Origin of the sequence: Pseudomonas sp. OVF7, assembly GCF_030644265.1 — a bacterium.
GTDB classification, from domain to species: Bacteria; Pseudomonadota; Gammaproteobacteria; order Pseudomonadales; family Pseudomonadaceae; genus Aquipseudomonas; species Aquipseudomonas gorinensis.
Map to the genome: position 1 here is coordinate 527,308 of NZ_CP128996.1, position 18,302 is coordinate 545,609.

Genomic DNA, 18,302 nt, shown 5'->3' on the forward strand with positions numbered 1-18,302 from the left:
GCTCGAAAAGGGCGCCCAGCCTAAATGATCCTCTCTTCCACAAAAAAGCCCCGGCAGTGCGGGGCTTTTTACCGGGTGTTTCCAGTTACTTGAACAAACCACCCAAGGCTTTCACGGCGTCCGGCTTATCCGCCTTGGCTTCCTGGTTTTGCTGCTTGGCGTCGGCTTTGGCTTGGGTTTCAGCGAGTTTGTTGCAACCTTTGTTGACCTGGTCTTGTGCGGCTTTGAATGCCTTCACTTTCATGGTGTCTTTGCTGGCTTCGGCCGCATCGATTTTGGTTTGCAGGTCTGCGGCTTGCTTCTGGCAGTCGCCGGCATTGCCACCCAGTTGGGAGGTCAGGGCGCCACTCAGGGCGCTCAGGTCGGCGGCGTGGGCCGGCAGGGCGAGCAGGCTGAGCAGAAGGGCGGCGGGGACGAGCGTGGAGATGCGCATGAAAAACCTCAATGTTCGATTGCCTGCGCACTTATCTATCCCGGGCTGGCGCAGTGCAATATCCAATTAAGGTGGAGGGCCCGAGAGGGCGCGGATTCTAGTGGGCCATTATTTGGCCTGCAAGCTTTGGATCCAAAAAATGTGAACGTCACCGCGATTCACCCGACAATAAAAAGCCCCGCCGGGAAAACCCGGCAGGGCTTTGGATGACGCGAGCGATTACAGGCCGGCAGCAATGCGCAGGTCGTTGGCGCGGTCGGTCTTTTCCCAGGTGAAGGTGGTGAAGGTGTCGTCGCCGACGGTCTTCTGCGCAGGGGTACGACCGAAGTGGCCGTAGGCTGCGGTTTCCTGGTACATCGGGTGCAGCAGGTCGAGCATGGTGGTGATCGCGTAAGGGCGCAGGTCGAAGATCTCGCGCACCAGTTTGACGATCTTGTCATCGCTGATCTTGCCGGTACCGAAAGTGTTCAGCGAGATCGACGTAGGCTGGGCCACGCCGATGGCGTAGGACACCTGGATCTCGCAGCGCTCGGCCAGGCCGGCGGCGACGATGTTCTTGGCCACGTAGCGACCGGCGTAGGCCGCGGAACGGTCAACCTTCGACGGATCTTTACCGGAGAACGCGCCACCGCCATGCCGGGCCATGCCGCCGTAGCTGTCAACGATGATCTTGCGACCGGTCAGGCCGCAGTCGCCGACCGGGCCACCGATGATGAACTGGCCAGTCGGGTTGATATGGAACTGAGTGTCTTTGCTCAGCAGTTCGGCGGGCAGCACGTGCTTGACGATCAGTTCCATCACGCCTTCGCGCAGGTCGGCGTAGGAAACGTCCGGGTTGTGCTGGGTCGACAGGACGACCGCGTCGATGCCGACCACCTTGCCGCCTTCATAACGGCAGGTCACCTGGGACTTGGCGTCCGGGCGCAGCCAAGGCAGCAGGCCGGATTTGCGCGCTTCGGCCTGACGTTGCACGAGCTGGTGCGAGAAGGTGATCGGTGCTGGCATCAGCACGTCGGTTTCGTTGCTGGCGTAGCCGAACATCAGGCCCTGGTCGCCGGCACCCTGATCTTCAGGCTTGGCCCGGTCGACGCCCTGGTTGATGTCAGGGGACTGCTTGCCGATGATGTTCATCACGCCGCAGGTAGCGCCGTCAAAGCCTACGTCGGAGCTGTTGTAGCCGATGTCGGTGATCACGTCACGAACGATCTGCTCCAGGTCAACCCAGGCGGTAGTGGTCACTTCGCCAGCGATGATCGCTACACCGGTTTTCACCAGAGTCTCGCACGCCACACGGGCGAACTTGTCTTCAGCAATGATGGCGTCCAGCACCGCATCAGAAATCTGGTCGGCGATTTTGTCCGGATGCCCTTCAGACACGGACTCGGAGGTGAAAAGGGAGTATTCGCTCATCTCGATGTTTTCCTGATATTTACCGATGGTGAGTGTCGCCAGCCGGTCGCTGAAAATGGCGGACCTGAATCTGGAAACCATTACGTAAACCTACATAGAGGCTTTCCCCGGGAACGAGCCCCGCAGCGGTGGCCCAACGGGCCAGGTCGTCCTGTTCAAAACCCAACCAGAGATCACCGCAGGCCTGCCTGGCCCAATTCTGGTTGTGGCTGCATAAATCTGTAACCAGCAGGCTACCGCCGGGTTGCAGCAAGTTCGCCATCTGCTTGAGGGCGTCGGCGGGGGCTGCGAAATGGTGCAGGACCATGTTCAGCACCACGCAATCGGCCTTCAGGCCCGTATGAGTCAGCGCATCGGCCAACTGCAGGCGGACATTGCCCAACGCCTCGCGCTCGCAGAGCTGGCGTGCCAGCTCAAGCATTGCCGGGCTGTTGTCCAGCGCGGTGACCTGGCCGAAACGGCGCGCCAGTTCTGGCAGAAAGCCGCCATCCCCAGGCCCGACTTCCAATGCCGTGGCCTCATGACTGAAGCTCAGCTTGTCCAATAGCGCCAGTACGCTTTCGCGATATTGGGGCAAACCGGCGATCAGGTCCTGCTGGGCACGAAACTTCTCGGCAACCCGCGAGAAAAAGTCCTGGCTGGCCGCAGCGCGTTGTCCGTGTACCTGGCCGATGCGTGATTGCACGTCGTTGGGCAGGTTGAGGCTGTCCACTTCGTCGAGCAGGGCGGCATGAAGCTTTCCGCCGAGCACGTCGGAGTGGGGCAGGGCGCGGCGGTAAAAAATCGCATTGCCTTCGCGGCGGGTGGCTACCAGGTCGGCCTGGGCCAATACCTTCAAGTGGTGGCTCATGCCGGACTGGCCAATGGCGAAAATCTGCGCCAACTCCAGTACACCGAAAGAGTCGTTGGCCAGTGCGCGCAATACGTTCAGGCGCAACGGGTCACCAGCGGCCTTGCACAAGGCTGCCAGGTCATCGCCGTCGTCAGGACGCAGGGAGGGCACGGGTAGGTTCATAAGGCCAGCAGTCTAGTGACGGGTGGGTCTCCTCGCAAGGCCAATATCAAAAAGTTTTGATATTGGACGATAAGTGGCGGTTATAAACAGTCGCTATAACCTTTAGACGAAGCGGTTAAAGGTTTCTGCAAGCGATTGCCGCGCAAAGCACAGGAAAAACACCTGCAAGTGACTATCTGTCATTGCCCGCAGGCGGTGGCTGAGGGAAAATGCCGGTCCTTTTTTCCGTTTCTTTTAATCACTCACTATTCAAAATCCTCAGGAGAACAGCGATGCCCAGCCGTCGTGAGCGTGCCAACGCCATTCGTGCCCTCAGCATGGATGCCGTGCAAAAAGCCAACAGCGGCCATCCCGGTGCCCCGATGGGCATGGCGGATATCGCCGAGGTACTTTGGCGTGACTACCTGAAACACAACCCGAGCAACCCATCGTTCGCCGACCGTGACCGCTTTGTGCTGTCCAACGGCCACGGCTCGATGCTGATCTACTCGCTGCTGCACCTGACCGGCTACGACGTCACCATCGATGACCTCAAGAGCTTCCGCCAGCTGCACAGCCGCACCCCGGGCCACCCGGAATTCGGCTACACCCCAGGCGTCGAGACCACTACCGGTCCCCTGGGCCAAGGCCTGGCCAACGCCGTAGGTTTCGCGCTGGCTGAAAAAGTCCTGGGCGCGCAATTCAACCGCCCTGGCCACCACATCGTTGACCACCACACCTACGTGTTCCTGGGTGATGGCTGCATGATGGAAGGCATTTCCCATGAAGTCGCTTCCCTGGCCGGTACCCTGGGCCTGGGCAAGCTGATCGCCTTCTACGATGACAACGGCATCTCCATCGACGGCGAAGTCGAAGGCTGGTTCACCGACGACACCCCTAAGCGTTTCGAAGCCTACAACTGGCAGGTGATCCGCAATGTCGACGGCCACGATCCGGAAGAAATCAAGACCGCCATCGACACCGCCCGCAAGAGCGAGCAGCCGACGCTGATCTGCTGCAAGACCACCATCGGTTTCGGTTCGCCCAACAAGCAAGGTAAAGAAGACTGCCACGGTGCCCCCCTGGGTGACGCGGAAATCGCCCTGACCCGCGCCGCGCTGAAGTGGAACCACGGTCCGTTCGAAATCCCGGCCGACATCTACGCCGAATGGGATGCCAAGGAAAAAGGCCTGGCCACCGAAGCCGAGTGGGACCAGCGCTTCGCCGCCTACTCCGCTGAATTCCCGGAATTGGCCAACGAGCTGGTACGCCGCCTGGCCGGTGACCTGCCTGCCGACTTCTCGGAAAAAGCCTCGGCCTACATCGCCGAAGTCGCGGCCAAGGGCGAGACCATCGCCAGCCGTAAAGCCAGCCAGAACACCCTGAACGCCTTTGGCCCGCTGCTGCCCGAGTTCCTCGGCGGTTCGGCCGACCTGGCCGGTTCCAACCTGACCCTGTGGAAAGGCTGCAAAGGTGTCTCGGCCGAAGACGCCAGCGGCAACTATATGTACTACGGTGTGCGCGAGTTCGGCATGAGCGCCATCATGAACGGCGTGTCCCTGCATGGCGGCCTGGTGCCTTACGGTGCGACCTTCCTGATGTTCATGGAATATGCACGTAACGCAGTCCGTATGGCGGCGCTGATGAAGAAGCGTGTGATCCATGTGTACACCCACGACTCCATCGGCCTGGGCGAAGACGGCCCGACGCACCAGCCGGTCGAGCAACTGACCAGCCTGCGTACCACGCCGAACCTGGATTGCTGGCGCCCAGCCGACGCGGTCGAATCCGCCGTGGCCTGGAAACATGCGATCGAGCGCAAGGACGGCCCTTCGGCGCTGATCTTCTCTCGTCAGAACCTGCAACACCAGGTGCGTACCGACGCGCAGATCGCCGACATCAGCCGTGGCGGCTACGTGCTCAAGGACTGCATCGGCGAGCCGGAGCTGATCCTGATCTCCACCGGTTCCGAAGTGGGCCTGACCGTCCAGGCATACGACAAGCTGACTGCCCAGGGCCGCAACGTGCGCGTTGTTTCCATGCCGTGCACCAGCGTGTTCGAAGCCCAGGATGCCGACTACAAACAGTCGGTGCTGCCGTTGCAGGTCAGCGCGCGTATCGCCATCGAAGCGGCCCACGCCGACTACTGGTACAAGTACGTGGGCCTGGAAGGCCGCGTGATCGGCATGACCACCTACGGTGAGTCGGCGCCGGCACCGGCGTTGTTCGAAGAATTCGGTTTCACCCTGGATAACATCCTGGGTCAGGCTGAAGAGCTGCTGGAAGACTAAAGCGCGAACGCGGCGGCCAATTTGGCCGCTGCACACAGATGTGCGTTGGCGACTGCCCATCGCACCCTCTGTAGGAGCGAGCTTGCTCGCGAAGAACGAGAGAGCGCCGCGTCACATCAGAAACGCTGCGTTATCGTTGACGATCTTCGCGAGCAAGCTCGCTCCTACATTGGTTAGATGGTTTATGTCGCCCCCACTGCGAGAACCCCATGCCCCAACCGCGTCCCTACAAAGTTGCACTCAACGGCTACGGCCGCATTGGTCGTTGCGTCTTGCGTGCTCTGTTCGAGCGAGGGGCGGCGGCCGGTTTTGAAATTGTCGCGATCAATGACCTGGCCGACATGGCCAGCATCGAATACCTGACACGCTTTGACTCCACCCACGGCCGCTTTCCCGGCGAAGTGCGGGTCGAAGGCGATTGTCTGCATATCAAGGGCGACTGCGTGAAAGTGTTGCGCAGTGCCACCCCCGAGGGCATCGACTGGGCGGCGCTGGGCGTCGACCTGGTGCTGGAATGCTCCGGTGCCTATAACACCCGCGCCGATGGCCAGCGTTTTCTCGATGCCGGCGCCCCGCGAGTGTTGTTTTCCCAGCCGATGGCCAGCGAGGCGGATGTCGACGCCACCATCGTCTACGGCATCAACCAGGATTGCCTCACCGGTCATGAGTTGCTGGTGTCCAATGCCTCCTGCACCACCAACTGCAGCGTACCGCTGTTGCGCCTGCTGGATCAGGCGATCGGCCTGGACTACGTGTCGATTACCACCATCCACTCGGCGATGAACGACCAGCCGGTGATCGACGCCTATCACCACGAAGACCTGCGCCGCACGCGCTCGGCGTTCCAGTCAGTGATTCCGGTGTCCACCGGCCTGGCGCGCGGCATCGAACGACTGTTGCCGGAACTTGCCGGGCGAATTCAGGCCAAAGCCGTACGGGTGCCGACGGTGAACGTGTCCTGCCTGGACATCACCATGCAAACCGTCAGCGACACCGATGCCGAGGAGGTCAACCGGATCCTGCGTGACGCCGCCACCAGCGGCCCGCTCAAGGGCCTTCTGGCCTATACCGAGTTGCCCCACGCCAGTTGTGATTTCAACCATGACCCGCATTCGGCGATTGTCGATGCCAGCCAGACCCGCGTTTCCGGCCCGAGGCTGGTGAACATCCTGGCCTGGTTCGACAACGAATGGGGGTTTGCCAACCGTATGCTGGACGTCGCAGAACACTATCTGCAAACAGCCTCTCCAAAACTTTAGCCTCAGGAATTGCCTCCCATGACCGTGTTGAAGATGACCGACCTCGATCTGCAAGGTAAGCGCGTACTGATTCGCGAAGACCTCAACGTCCCAGTCAAGGACGGTGTTGTCACCAGTGATGCGCGAATCCTGGCCTCGCTGCCGACCATCAAGCTGGCTCTGGAAAAAGGTGCGGCCGTGATGGTCTGCTCCCACCTGGGTCGTCCGACCGAAGGTGAGTTCTCCGCCGAAAACAGCCTCAAGCCTGTGGCTGACTACCTGAGCAAGGCCCTGGGCCGGGACGTGCCACTGGTGGCTGACTACCTGGGGGGCGTCGACGTCACGCCTGGCGACATCGTGTTGTTCGAAAACGTGCGCTTCAACAAAGGCGAGAAAAAGAACAGCGACGAACTGGCCCAGCAATACGCGGCCCTGTGCGACGTGTTCGTGATGGACGCTTTCGGTACCGCCCACCGCGCCGAAGGTTCGACCCATGGCGTGGCCAAGTTTGCCAAGGTCGCCGCTGCCGGCCCTCTGCTGGCTGCTGAACTGGACGCGCTGGGCAAGGCCCTGGGTGCGCCCGCACAGCCAATGGCCGCCATCGTGGCCGGCTCGAAAGTTTCCACCAAGCTGGACGTGCTCAATAGCCTCAGCCAGATCTGTAACCAGCTGATCGTCGGCGGCGGCATTGCCAACACCTTTCTGGCGGCCGCGGGTCACCCGGTGGGCAAGTCCCTGTACGAGCCGGACCTGCTCGACACCGCGCGCGCCATCGCTGCCAAGGTCAGCGTACCGCTGCCAGTGGACGTGGTCGTGGCCAAGGAATTTGCGGAAAGCGCCGAAGCGACCGTCAAGCTGATCGACGATGTGGCCGCCGACGACATGATCCTGGATATCGGCCCGCAAACCGCGGCCAACTTCGCAGAGCTGCTCAAGGCTTCCCAGACCATCCTGTGGAACGGCCCGGTGGGTGTGTTTGAGTTCGATCAGTTCGGCAATGGCACCAAAGTGCTGGCCAAGGCGATTGCCGAAAGCTCGGCATTCTCCATCGCCGGCGGCGGCGACACCCTGGCGGCCATCGACAAATATGGCGTTGCCGACCAGATCTCCTACATTTCTACCGGTGGCGGTGCGTTCCTCGAGTTCGTTGAAGGCAAGGTCCTGCCTGCCGTTGAAGTCCTGGAAAGCCGGGCCAAAGGCTAAGGCGCGCGATCAGGAAAAGGAGCATTCCCATGATCAAGTCGTTGGCACTGGTGCTCGCAGCGGGCCTGTTGGCTGGCTGCGGCAGTACGCCGAACGCTGCGCCGGAGGTTGGCAAGCCCGCGCCAGCGCAGAAAAAAAGCTGCTATCAGGCCGATTGGCAAGCCGAGACCATGCCGGTGATCAACAAGCGCATCGGCAATGAACGCCTGGAGAAATACGACTCCGCGCCCAACGGTCAGGAACAGGGTTGCCCTTGACGGGTCTGATCAACTAACCGACAGCAGTGGCGGCCTTTTGGGGCGCCGTTCGAGGATTGGCAATGAAAGGCGTTTTCGCCCTGGCAACACTGGCGTTACTGGCCGGTTGCAGCAGCATGGACATGTTCAACAAGGCAGAGTCTGCCGACAAATGGACCACTTGGACCTGCGATAGCAAGGCCGAGGTCAACTGGCGCTTTGCTAACCAGGCCCACAGCGAGGTGGATGTACGCCTCGGCGGTTCCGACCAGGTTTACCGCCTTAAGCAGGACGTTGCCGCCTCGGGCGTGCTGTACAGCAACGACCAATTGGCGTTTCACACAAAAGGTGAGGAAGGCCTGGTTTACTGGGTGGCCACCGACGATTTGATCGGGCGGGGCTGCAAGGCCCAGTAAACAGAACACGGTCTCAACATTAATGAGATCCCAATGTGGGAGGGGGCTTGCCCCCGATAGCGTTGGGTCAGCCACCCACGATGTCGACAGGTAAATCGCCATCGCGGGCAAGCCCCCTCCCACATTGATACGGTTTCAAAGTGATGTCGGCGTTGAGTCCGGCTCACAAAAAACGATTCAGCAGGCCAGGTATGCAAAGCCTGACCTTCAATAACTTGAATAGCAGCCGCCGCTACGGCAGGCTTGCACGATTAACGACCCTCGACCGGGAGAGACAACACAATGGCACTTATCAGCATGCGTCAAATGCTGGACCACGCAGCCGAATTCGGCTACGGCGTCCCAGCTTTTAACGTCAACAACCTTGAGCAGATGCGCGCCATCATGGAAGCCGCTGACAAGACCGACTCCCCTGTGATCGTCCAGGCTTCGGCCGGTGCCCGCAAATACGCCGGCGCGCCTTTCCTGCGCCACCTGATCCTCGCCGCGATCGAAGAATTCCCGCACATCCCGGTGTGCATGCACCAGGACCACGGCACCAGCCCTGACGTGTGCCAGCGCTCCATCCAACTGGGTTTCAGCTCGGTGATGATGGACGGTTCCCTCGGCGAAGACGGCAAGACCCCGACCGACTACGAGTACAACGTCCGCGTGACCCAACAAACCGTGGCCATGGCTCACGCCTGCGGCGTGTCGGTTGAAGGCGAGCTGGGCTGCCTGGGTTCCCTGGAAACCGGCATGGCCGGTGAAGAAGACGGTATTGGCGCCGAAGGCGTGCTGGATCACAGCCAGATGCTGACTGACCCGGAAGAAGCCGCTGACTTCGTCAAGAAGACCCAGGTGGATGCCCTGGCGATCGCCATCGGCACCAGCCACGGCGCCTACAAGTTCACCAAGCCGCCAACCGGCGACGTGCTGGCCATCGACCGCATCAAGGAAATCCACAAGCGCATCCCTAACACCCACCTGGTGATGCACGGTTCTTCCTCGGTACCGCAAGAGTGGCTGGCGATCATCAACCAGTACGGCGGCGACATCAAAGAAACCTACGGCGTACCGGTTGAAGAAATCGTCGAAGGCATCAAGTACGGCGTGCGCAAGGTCAACATCGACACCGACCTGCGCCTGGCGTCCACCGGTGCGATGCGTCGCCTGATGGCCACCAACCCAAGCGAATTCGACCCGCGTAAATTCTTCGGCGCAACCGTGACGGCGATGCGTGACGTGTGTATCGCTCGCTACGAAGCGTTCGGTACTGCCGGCAACGCTTCGAAGATCAAGCCGATCTCGTTGGAAGCGATGTACCAGCGTTACCTGAAAGGTGAGTTGAACGCTAAGGTGAATTAAGCCTCAGGCGTTAAAAAGAAGCCCGCAGTGATGCGGGCTTTTTTGGGTACCGAGTTAAATGAACTGAATGTTTTCCCTTTGTTGTTTTTTGATGCTTTGCTGAACATTTTAAGTTCGATCAAGTTGATAAGACAAGATGCTCGGTGCGCCCGTTGGTTCAGTTAAGTGTCGGGTGTCATTCAGATCCGTCTTGTTTAACTGTAATTAAATCCATGAGGCGTTACAGGGATCGTGCTGAACGCAATTAAACTACCGGCGCTTATTTCTAATTTATATTTAAAGCTGTCAACCTTGACAGTATCGCTCGTTGGCCATCGTGCCTAGGCTGGAGTCACTCATTAAAGAGAGGTGTACACGGCTATGTCACATCCATATCTTATAAAATCGCTTCAGTGTCTAACTGCTGTTGGCGCGTTGGCGTTGATGGGGAGTGCATATGCGGCACCGTTATCTTGCCCCGAGGTTTCAACCATCAAGGCGGTGAGCATTCAGTTTTCAGCTGAAGAAGAGGGGTGGAAGGGTGAGCAGTCCATTGACAATAAATCGATGGTCAAAGGGTTCAAGTTTATGGGCTCGGCAATCAAGCAGGGAACGGACAGCGAAACAAAGTTGCCTTATAACTATGTAATCTGTAATTACAGTGGTAAAGGTAAGGATGACTATCTAAGGTTGTCCCAGAGGTTTGTCCTGCCTCCTGTGCCTAAAGGTTCTGGTTGGAAGGATAATGAGTGCGCAACGAGTAAGGTCGCGGACTGTGCTTTTGAGTTGGTGAATTCAAAGGGCCCAGCTCAGATGAAATTACCTGCCCAGTAGACAGGCAACCTCGTCGCGTGAAAAGTGGCGGCCGCTCTTGGTGAGCGGCCGCGCATGTGTATGCCAGTAAAGGCGGTATTGGCAACGTTGTTCAGATCGCGCTCGGCAAAGTCCGCCAGGCCGAGGCGCTCAAGGGGGGGCGTCAAGGCGTTCGCGCAGGCAGGCAACGCCCACGCGAAATGAGGCGCCGCTCACTCGTGGTCGATATCCAGCTTGGCAAACGTCACCCGTGCGCCTTCCTTGCTATCCCCGCTGTTGTCCTGAACATACGCGCCAGCCTTGAAGTACAGGGGTTTGCTGCCCCACGCCGCACCGATGCGTTCGTTCCACTCACTGTCGGCGGCGTACACACTGAGCAGCCCGGCCTTGTTGAGGTTGATCACGTAGGTGAAGCTTTTTTCCAGCGGCACATTGGAAGCCACGATGATCACGCGGCTTTCATCCTCATCCGGACGCATGCGGACCTTGGCGACGATGTTGCCGGTCTGGGTTTTTTCCTTGAATTGATACTCCAGCTTGATCAGCGGCTTCTGGCTGTCATAGGCGTGAATCTGGCCGATCACCACCTTGCCGGTGGACGGTACCTGGTTGACGGTCAGCGTGGCGCGCAGGAAGTTGTCGGCGTCAGGGTAGGTCCAGTTACGCAGGCGGCCGTCGGCGTAGGTTTCACGCAGTTCGCTGCGGGGGTAGACAGCGTTTTCGGTACGGGTGCCGGTGACGGGTGTCCAGAATTGCACATTGCTCCCTTCTGCCTGGAAATATTGGTCATTGAAGCCGCTCATCAGCTTCGGGGTGTCGATGGTCGCGGGGGGCGAGCCGACCGGAATACTCAGGTTCCAGGTGGAAAGATCAATCATGGGCGTAGGCCTTTTTACAGAGGGGTGTAGGCTATGGCCCTTGGGCCAGACAGGTTCTTTATAGGCGGTCGTCACTCGCTTGTTAATTATTGCTCGGCAATTTATTGGCGCCAAAGGAATGCCAAAAAGCCATGTTGCCCATGAACCGTGGGCTGCAGGCACTGACCGTTAGTCGGCTTCCCAGGCTTTGGCGCAATGATGGCATCGCGGTGACTTCTGATTTTTGGGAACCGAGGCTAGAGTGATGCCTCAGAGTTTGTCCGGGTTTTCTGTCAGAAGTGACTGGGACAGCTCCTTTAGGAAGAGACGTAGCATGGAATGCGCACCACTCCCCGGCGATGGCAGTTCGGTTCTTCTGGTGGTCGATGACTACCCGGAAAACCTGATCAGCATGCGCGCACTTTTGCAGCGTGATGATTGGCATGTGGTGACCGCTGCTTCAGGCCTTGAAGCCCTGGAACTGCTGCTGCAGCTCGAAGTTGATCTGGTATTGCTGGATGTGATGATGCCCGGCATGGACGGCTTTGAAGTCGCCCGCCTGATGCGCGGCAACCAGCGCACCCGGATGACGCCAATCATCTTCCTCAGTGCCAATGCCCAATCGCCCGCCGCCGTGCTCGAGGGCTATGCCAGCGGCGCGATCGACTACCTGTTCAAACCGTTCGACCCGCATATCCTCAAGCCCAAGGTCCAGGCGTTGCTGGAGCACCAGCGTAATCGCCGGGCGCTGCAGCGCCTGAGTCATGACCTGGAATCGGCGCGTGCCTTTAATGCCTCGGTGTTGGACAACGCCGCCGAAGGCATCCTGGTGGTGGGGGAGGGGGGAGTGATCGAGTACGCCAACCCGGCGATTTCGCGCCTGCTCAATGCCACGATCCAGGAACTGCAAGGCCAGGAGTTCCTCGGCTTCCTGCAAAAACCCCATGTACCTGCCTGGCTGGATTCGCAGATGTATGCCGGTTACCGCCAGGGCGAAACCTGGCGCTTGCATGATGCGATCCTGCGCACAGGCCGCGGCCAACAGGTGCCGGTGGCGTTGTCGTGCGCGCCGTTGCCCTCTGAGCAGAAGGCCATGGTGGTGACGGTGCTGGATATGTCCGAAATACGTCACCTGCACCAGCAACTGGAGTTTCAGGCCGTCACAGACCCGTTGACCGGGTTGCTGAATCGGCGCGGCTTCTATCAGGCGGTAGAGAGTGCGTTGTTGCGCGGCGAACGCGTCGAGCGGTCGCTGGTGTTGCTGTACCTGGACCTGGATGGGTTCAAACGGGTCAACGATTCACTGGGGCATGACGCTGGCGATCGGGTGCTGCGCTGGGTGTCGGAACAATTGCAGGGCAGCGTGCGCGCCAGCGACATTCTCGGACGCATGGGCGGCGACGAATTCACGGCATTGCTGGAGCTGGAGTTCCCGGAGCAGGCCGCGAAAATTTCGGAAAAACTGATTGAGCGTGTGTCTGTTTGCCAGCAGGTCGACGGGTTGGATGTGATGCTCGGGGTCAGCATCGGCATTGCCACTTTCCCGGATTGCGGTTCTGACTTGAACGGTCTGTTGCGTGCGGCTGACATCGCCATGTACGAAGCCAAGCGTGCGGGGCGTCAGCAGTACCGCTATTACGATCAGGAAATGAACGGGCGTGCTCGTTCGCGGCTGATGCTTGAAGACAGCGTGCGCACGGCGATTCAGAACAAGGACTTCACCTTGGTGTACCAACCCCAGGTGTCCCTGGAGGATGGTCGCTTGCGCGGCGTCGAGGCGCTATTGCGCTGGCAGCACCCCAGCGTCGGTGATGTGCCGCCGGGGCTGTTTTTACCGCTGCTGGAGGAGGCCCGGCTGATCAGCCAGTTGAGCGCCTGGATTTACCTGCAGGTCGCTGCGCAGCGCCAGATGTGGCAGGTGGCTTTGGATGACGAACTGGTGCTGAGCGTGAGCCTGAGCAGCAGCCAGTTCAATATGCCGCAGCTGTCCAGCCAACTGCAGCAGGTGCTGGAGCGGCATGGGTTGCAGGGGCGGCAGTTGGAGGTGGAAATCAGCGAAGACAGCCTGATGAGCAATCTTGAGGAGTCTGCCAAGCAGCTCAAGTTGTTGCGTCAGGTCGGGGTGCGTATCGCCCTGGATGACTTTGGCTGCGGCCACTGTTCCCTGGCTCACCTGCGCGACCTGGAGTTCGACACCCTCAAGCTTGATCCGCAACTGGTCGCGCGCCTGCCGGGTTCGGCGCGGGATGCCGCACTGGCCCGCAGCATTATCCAATTGTGCGAGCACTTCGAGGTGCTGGTGATCGCCGAGGGCGTAGAGACGCAGGAGCAATCCGAGTGGCTCAAGGCCAATGGTTGCCGATTTATCCAGGGGCCATGGGCGGCGCAGCCGTTGATGGCCGAGGAAGTGCTCGTCTGGGCGCGCGCTCGCGTGCGTTGAATTCGCTACACTGGCGCCCATCCGAACCCTGTTGCAGACCCCCAATGACCGCCCTGAAATACCTCCAGGCCTACCCCGCAGCCCTCCAGGAGCAAGTGCGCCAACTGATCGCCAAGGACCAGTTGGGTGCCTACCTGGAGCAGCGTTACCCCGAGCGCCACGCCGTGCAGAGTGACAAGGCGTTGTATGCCTACGCGCTGGCCCTGAAGCAGGAGCACCTGCGCAACGCGCCGGCCATCGACAAAGTGCTGTTCGACAACCGCCTGGACCTGACCCATCGCGCCCTCGGCTTGCACACCACGATTTCCCGGGTGCAGGGCGGCAACCTGAAGTCCAAGAAAGAGATCCGCATCGCCGCGCTGTTCAAGGAGGCCGCGCCGCAGTTCCTGCGCATGATCGTGGTGCACGAGCTGGCGCACTTCAAGGAGTCGGACCACAACAAGGCGTTCTATAAACTCTGTGAGTACATGATGCCGGGCTACCATCAGGTGGAATTCGACCTGCGGGTGTACCTCACCTATCGCGACTTGCAGGGCAAGCCCTAACCGTACAAGGCGACCGACCATGGATGTGAGCAAGACCAAGAGCAGCTTTTACCGCCGGCTCTATGTGGCCTACCTGATCGACAGCGGGCAAGCCAGCAGCGTACCGGCGCTGACCGAGTTGACGGGCATGCCCCGGCGCACGGCGCAGGACACGATTGCGGCGCTGGCCGACCTGGATATCGTGTGTGAGTTCGAACAGCAAGACGGCGGCCGCAACCATGCCGGGCATTATCGGATTCGGGATTGGGGCGCGATTGATCGGCGGTGGATCGAGGTGAATCTCGGGTCCATCAAACAGGTATTGGGTTATCCCTGAGGTTCTGCGGGGATTTGGCTGACGCCATCGGGGGCAAGTCGAATCGTCGCACCGCCCCTCCCACATTTGAATGCATTCACAGTTCAAACTGTGGGAGGGGGCTTGCCCCCGATGGCGGCCTCAAACGCGCCGCATACCAATATGTGGAATATCGTCTTCCAGGTATTCCTCGCCCGCCACCAGAAAACCATACCGACCGTAATACCCTTGCAAATGGGCCTGGGCTGACAGGAATATCGGCGTTTCTGGCCAGATATCGTCAATCTGCCTGAGGGTTTCCTGCATCATCAGGTGCCCCAGCCCGGTGCCGCGCGCCATGGGGGCCACGATTACCCGCCCGATCACCACGTCGCCGCCCTGGGACTCCGGGTCCAACAGGCGCAGGTAAGCCACCAACTGGTCGTCCTGCCAGGCCATCAGGTGGTGGGTATCGCCTTCCAGGTCCTGCCCGTCGATGTCCTGGTAGATGCACTTCTGCTCGACGACAAAGACTTCGCTGCGTAGGCGCAGGATGGCGTAGAGCTGCTCCTTGCCCAGGTCATTGTGATGTTTGCAGACCCATTCGACTGTCATGGTGCGTTCTCTTTATCAATGTCTGTTCTGGATAGTAAGCGCGCCACGCCTTTGTGTCGAAATCAGCTATTTTTGTGAGTGACGTCAATTCGCCATCATTGTGTGCATCTGCCGTCGGCTTCTTGTGTAATCTGAACTACTGTTAGAGCCTCAGGCCTCGCCTGAGTAAGGGCTACCGCCTGCCTGCCAAGGACTTTAAGCATGCCGCGATTCTCTCGTGCCGTTGCTTTGATTGGAGTTTTATTGCTGGCCCAGCCAGTGTTCGCAGAGCGTCTGCGCCTGGTAGCGGATGCCTGGCCACCCTTTACCGATGCCACCTTGATCAATGGCGGGCTGGCCACCGACATTGTCACCACGGCCTTGGCCCGCGCCGGGTACGCCAGTGATTTCGAACAGGTGCCCTGGGCTCGCGCACTGATGGGGGTGGGCGATGGGCGCTATGACGTACTGATCAACGCCTGGTACGACGATGCTCGCACGCAGTTGGGGCAGTTTTCCGCGGAATACCTGGTGAACCGTGTGCGTTTTATCAAGCGCCGTGATGACCCGATCGAGTTCCAGAACCTTGAGCAATTGCACGATGAGCCTATCGCCGTGGTGCGCGGGTACGTGTATTCGCCGGCGTTCGACCAGGATGCGCAATTGCAGAAAGTCCCTGTGCATAACTTTGCCATGGCCGTGCGCATGCTTGCGGCGCAGCGCGTGCGGTTGACGGTGGAGGATGAATATGTGGCGCGCTATTACCTGTCACGCGAATCGGCGCGGGTGCGCAATGCGGTGGAGTTTTTGCCCAAGCCCTTGAGCGAAAATAGCCTGCATATCCTGGTCAGCCTGAAGAACCCTGAGCATGCGCAGATCGTCGCCAGCTTTGACCGCGAGATTGCCAGGATGAAGGCTGATGGCAGTTATGCGCGGTTGATGAAGGCCCATGGCATGTAGTGCCTGTGCGGGCCTCATCGGGACCAAGCCCCCGATAGCGACCTAAGCCGCGCTGGTGTCCTTGATCAAATGCGCCGCCAAGGTGCGCAACGGCCCCAACTGCCGGCAAATCAACGCCAACTGCGTTTGCACCAACCGTTGCCCTTCATCGATCTCGTCCGGCATCTGCTCCAGGTCGGTTGCCAGCGCTTCCTCGGCATCACTCTGAATCGCAATCGGCTGTTTGTTGGCCAAGCCCTCGGCGATCTCATCGATGCTTGCCGCCAGTGTCTTGCCGGCGCCGTCGATCAAATGCTCACGCACCTCGGCCGGCAGTTGGGTTTCCCGATGCGCGCCGAGCCCTGACAAGTAGCTGAGCAGGGTGTGGGACAGCACCAGGAAGCGGAAGCCCACATCGGCTTCCTTACGGAAGTGCCCCGGTTCCATCAGCATATTGGCCAAGGTGGTGGACAGGGCCGCGTCGGCGTTATGCGCATTGCGTCGAGCCAGGCGGTAGGCCAGGTCATCGCGCTTGCCGGCAGCATACTGCTGCATGATTTGGCGCAGGTAGATGCTGTTGCAGGTCAGGGTGTTGGCCAGCACTTTGTTCAGGCGGCGGCCTTGCCAGTCCGGCAGGAACAGGAACACCGCCAGGCCGGCAATCACGCTGCCCAGCAACGTATCGAACAGGCGTGGCAGGAACAACCCGTAGCCATCGCCCACTTGGTTAAAGCAGAACAGCACCATCAAGGTGATCGCCGCCGTGGCCAGGGTGTAGCGGGTGGTGCGGTTGATAAAGAACACCAGGCCTGCGGCGATGGCGAACATCGATTGCACCAGCGGGCTGGGGAACAGGTCGAACAGTGCCCAGGCCACGGTGAGGCCGATGGCCGTGCCGATGATCCGCTGACCGAGCTTGCGCCGCGTGGCGCCATAGTTGGGCTGGCAGACGAACAGGGTGGTGAGGATGATCCAGTAGCCTTGGGACGCGTGGATCGCGTGCAGGACGCCATAGCCGACGGTCAGCGCCAGGGCCAGGCGCAAGGCGTGACGGAACAGCAGCGACGTCGGTGTGAGCTGGGTGCGCAGGCGCGTCCACATCTCCTTGAGGTTGCGCGGGGCGCGGTCCAGCAGGTTGCTGTCGGTAGCGTCGGCCAGGGCGTCGGGATTGCTGGCGTCGCCCAGCAGGCGATCCAGGGTCGAGAGGTTGGCCGCCAGGGCACGCAACGAGCGTAGCAGGCCGCGCCAGGCCGGGTTGCTCTGGATGCGCAGGTGTTCCAGGGAGGCATTCAGGTCGCCCAGGGCTTCGGCGAAGTGGGCGTCATAAATGAACGGCTGGCGCAGTTGGATCGACTCGGCCAGGGCCTGGCAGGCTTTGCCTTGCTGGCGCAGCAGGCGCTGGCAGCGGAACAGCACATCGCTGTGGAAGAACGCCTCGGCCAGGGCGTTGTAGGGGTAGTGGGACGAACTGGCGCGTTCATGGATGTCCTGGGCCAGGAAGTACAGCTTGAGGTAGCGGCTGACCTTCGAACCCGGTCGGCCATTGCCGACGCGGTGCAGGATGATTTCCTTGGCCGCATTGAGCGCCGCCACCACCCGGCCATTTTGCTGGGCCAGTTCCAGGCGCCGCGCCTCCACATCCAGTTGGCGGATCGGCTCGAACAGCGACGATTTAAGCTTGAGATAATGCCCCAACTCTCGAAACAGGCGCGCCAGGCTCTGCTGTACCGGCTGGTTGGAAAACAGCACCTGCCACAGCACCGACAACACGCCGTACCAGGCGGCACCGGCCACCAGCAGCAAGGGTTCATGCCAGAAATCGCTGACGGCGCCGCCGCGCTGGTCCACGCCGATCATGGTGTAGACCGACAGGATCAAGGTGGCCGAGGCAATCGCGCCATAGCGTTCGCCCAGGGCCCCGAGCATGGTCAGGCCGAAACTGGCCAGGGCCAGGGCGACTGCGAAAATCCAGGGGTAGGGGAACAGCAACTCCACGGACAGCGCGGCGATGCTGAAACACACCAGCGTCACCGCCAGGGCATTGAGGCGGCCCTGCCAACTGTCGTCGGTCTCGGCCAGGGCACTGGCGATGATCCCCAGGAACAGTGGGATCAGCAGTGTCATTTCATCCTGGTACCAGCACAGCGCCATGCTGCCGGTAAGGGCGATGAAGACCCGCACGCTATAACTGAATTTATCCAGCGCCCACAGGCGCCGCATGGACTGCTTGAACGAGGTCGATGACATGAAGTCTGGAGTCTTCCGGGACGTTGCCGCTAAATTGAGCTATCAA

Annotated in this window: 17 protein-coding genes; 11 read left to right on the forward strand and 6 right to left on the reverse strand. The window is 60.2% G+C overall.

Annotated elements, in window-relative coordinates; translation table 11 throughout:
• Positions 1 to 85: 85 nt before the first annotated feature.
• The 3 genes from QU606_RS02420 to QU606_RS02430 all read right to left on the reverse strand — a co-directional run bounded on the left by QU606_RS02420 (position 86) and on the right by QU606_RS02430 (position 2,858).
• Positions 86 to 433, reverse strand: a complete 348-nt coding sequence (locus QU606_RS02420) for a hypothetical protein (protein ID WP_024077851.1) — start codon at positions 431 to 433, stop codon at positions 86 to 88.
• 219 nt (positions 434 to 652) lie between these two features.
• Positions 653 to 1,843: a methionine adenosyltransferase gene (gene metK, locus QU606_RS02425; protein WP_024077850.1), complete on the reverse strand. Its 1,191-nt coding sequence runs from the start codon at positions 1,841 to 1,843 to the stop codon at positions 653 to 655.
• 19 nt (positions 1,844 to 1,862) lie between these two features.
• Positions 1,863 to 2,858 carry a metalloregulator ArsR/SmtB family transcription factor gene (locus QU606_RS02430; protein ID WP_304998076.1) on the reverse strand — a complete coding sequence of 332 codons (996 nt, stop codon included), beginning with the start codon at positions 2,856 to 2,858 and terminating at the stop codon, positions 1,863 to 1,865.
• 272 nt (positions 2,859 to 3,130) lie between these two features.
• Between QU606_RS02430 and tkt the strand changes: the two genes are divergently transcribed.
• From tkt to QU606_RS02465, 7 genes are all read left to right on the forward strand, one after another.
• Entirely contained in the window at positions 3,131 to 5,128 is a 1,998-nt protein-coding gene (gene tkt / locus QU606_RS02435) for a transketolase (RefSeq protein WP_024077848.1), read from the forward strand.
• 209 nt (positions 5,129 to 5,337) lie between these two features.
• Positions 5,338 to 6,387, forward strand: a complete 1,050-nt coding sequence (gene epd / locus QU606_RS02440; protein WP_024077847.1) for an erythrose-4-phosphate dehydrogenase — start codon at positions 5,338 to 5,340, stop codon at positions 6,385 to 6,387.
• 18 nt (positions 6,388 to 6,405) lie between these two features.
• Entirely contained in the window at positions 6,406 to 7,569 is a 1,164-nt protein-coding gene (locus tag QU606_RS02445; protein ID WP_024077846.1) for a phosphoglycerate kinase, read from the forward strand.
• A gap of 29 nt (positions 7,570 to 7,598) precedes the next feature.
• Positions 7,599 to 7,826 (forward strand): hypothetical protein, encoded by a 228-nt coding sequence (locus tag QU606_RS02450; RefSeq protein ID WP_024077845.1) that lies wholly within the window; start codon positions 7,599 to 7,601, stop codon positions 7,824 to 7,826.
• Between the two features lie 62 nt (positions 7,827 to 7,888).
• Positions 7,889 to 8,221 carry an MliC family protein gene (locus QU606_RS02455; protein ID WP_102623699.1) on the forward strand — a complete coding sequence of 111 codons (333 nt, stop codon included), beginning with the start codon at positions 7,889 to 7,891 and terminating at the stop codon, positions 8,219 to 8,221.
• Positions 8,222 to 8,503: 282 nt separating this feature from the next.
• The gene (fba, locus tag QU606_RS02460) at positions 8,504 to 9,568 is read left to right on the forward strand and encodes a class II fructose-bisphosphate aldolase (protein WP_003177554.1); all 1,065 of its coding nucleotides are present in this window, start codon (positions 8,504 to 8,506) and stop codon (positions 9,566 to 9,568) included.
• A 360-nt stretch (positions 9,569 to 9,928) separates the two neighbouring features.
• Entirely contained in the window at positions 9,929 to 10,381 is a 453-nt protein-coding gene (locus QU606_RS02465) for a hypothetical protein (protein WP_304998077.1), read from the forward strand.
• A 191-nt stretch (positions 10,382 to 10,572) separates the two neighbouring features.
• On the opposite strand, the gene QU606_RS02470 is transcribed toward QU606_RS02465, so the two are convergent.
• Positions 10,573 to 11,238, reverse strand: coding sequence for a polysaccharide lyase family 7 protein (locus QU606_RS02470; protein WP_069077184.1), 666 nt, complete (start codon positions 11,236 to 11,238; stop codon positions 10,573 to 10,575).
• A 313-nt stretch (positions 11,239 to 11,551) separates the two neighbouring features.
• Between QU606_RS02470 and QU606_RS02475 the strand changes: the two genes are divergently transcribed.
• Genes QU606_RS02475 through QU606_RS02485 form a run of 3 tightly spaced genes read left to right on the forward strand, consistent with a single transcriptional unit; the run spans position 11,552 to position 14,518 of the window.
• The gene (locus tag QU606_RS02475; RefSeq protein ID WP_024077841.1) at positions 11,552 to 13,657 is read left to right on the forward strand and encodes a bifunctional diguanylate cyclase/phosphodiesterase; all 2,106 of its coding nucleotides are present in this window, start codon (positions 11,552 to 11,554) and stop codon (positions 13,655 to 13,657) included.
• A 44-nt stretch (positions 13,658 to 13,701) separates the two neighbouring features.
• Positions 13,702 to 14,202, forward strand: a complete 501-nt coding sequence (locus QU606_RS02480; RefSeq protein ID WP_069077183.1) for a M48 family metallopeptidase — start codon at positions 13,702 to 13,704, stop codon at positions 14,200 to 14,202.
• Between the two features lie 19 nt (positions 14,203 to 14,221).
• Complete coding sequence (locus QU606_RS02485; RefSeq protein ID WP_024077839.1) at positions 14,222 to 14,518, forward strand: helix-turn-helix domain-containing protein; 297 nt, start codon at positions 14,222 to 14,224, stop codon at positions 14,516 to 14,518.
• Positions 14,519 to 14,638: 120 nt separating this feature from the next.
• Here the strand turns inward: QU606_RS02485 and QU606_RS02490 are convergent, their stop codons facing one another.
• Positions 14,639 to 15,091, reverse strand: coding sequence for a GNAT family N-acetyltransferase (locus QU606_RS02490; protein WP_069077182.1), 453 nt, complete (start codon positions 15,089 to 15,091; stop codon positions 14,639 to 14,641).
• A gap of 201 nt (positions 15,092 to 15,292) precedes the next feature.
• On the opposite strand from QU606_RS02490, the gene QU606_RS02495 reads away from it, so the two are divergent.
• Positions 15,293 to 16,030: an ABC transporter substrate-binding protein gene (locus QU606_RS02495; protein ID WP_024077837.1), complete on the forward strand. Its 738-nt coding sequence runs from the start codon at positions 15,293 to 15,295 to the stop codon at positions 16,028 to 16,030.
• A 42-nt stretch (positions 16,031 to 16,072) separates the two neighbouring features.
• Here QU606_RS02495 and yccS read toward each other — a convergent pair whose 3' ends face one another.
• The gene (yccS, locus tag QU606_RS02500) at positions 16,073 to 18,256 is read right to left on the reverse strand and encodes a YccS family putative transporter (protein ID WP_024077836.1); all 2,184 of its coding nucleotides are present in this window, start codon (positions 18,254 to 18,256) and stop codon (positions 16,073 to 16,075) included.
• Between the last annotated feature and the right edge of the window lie 46 nt (positions 18,257 to 18,302).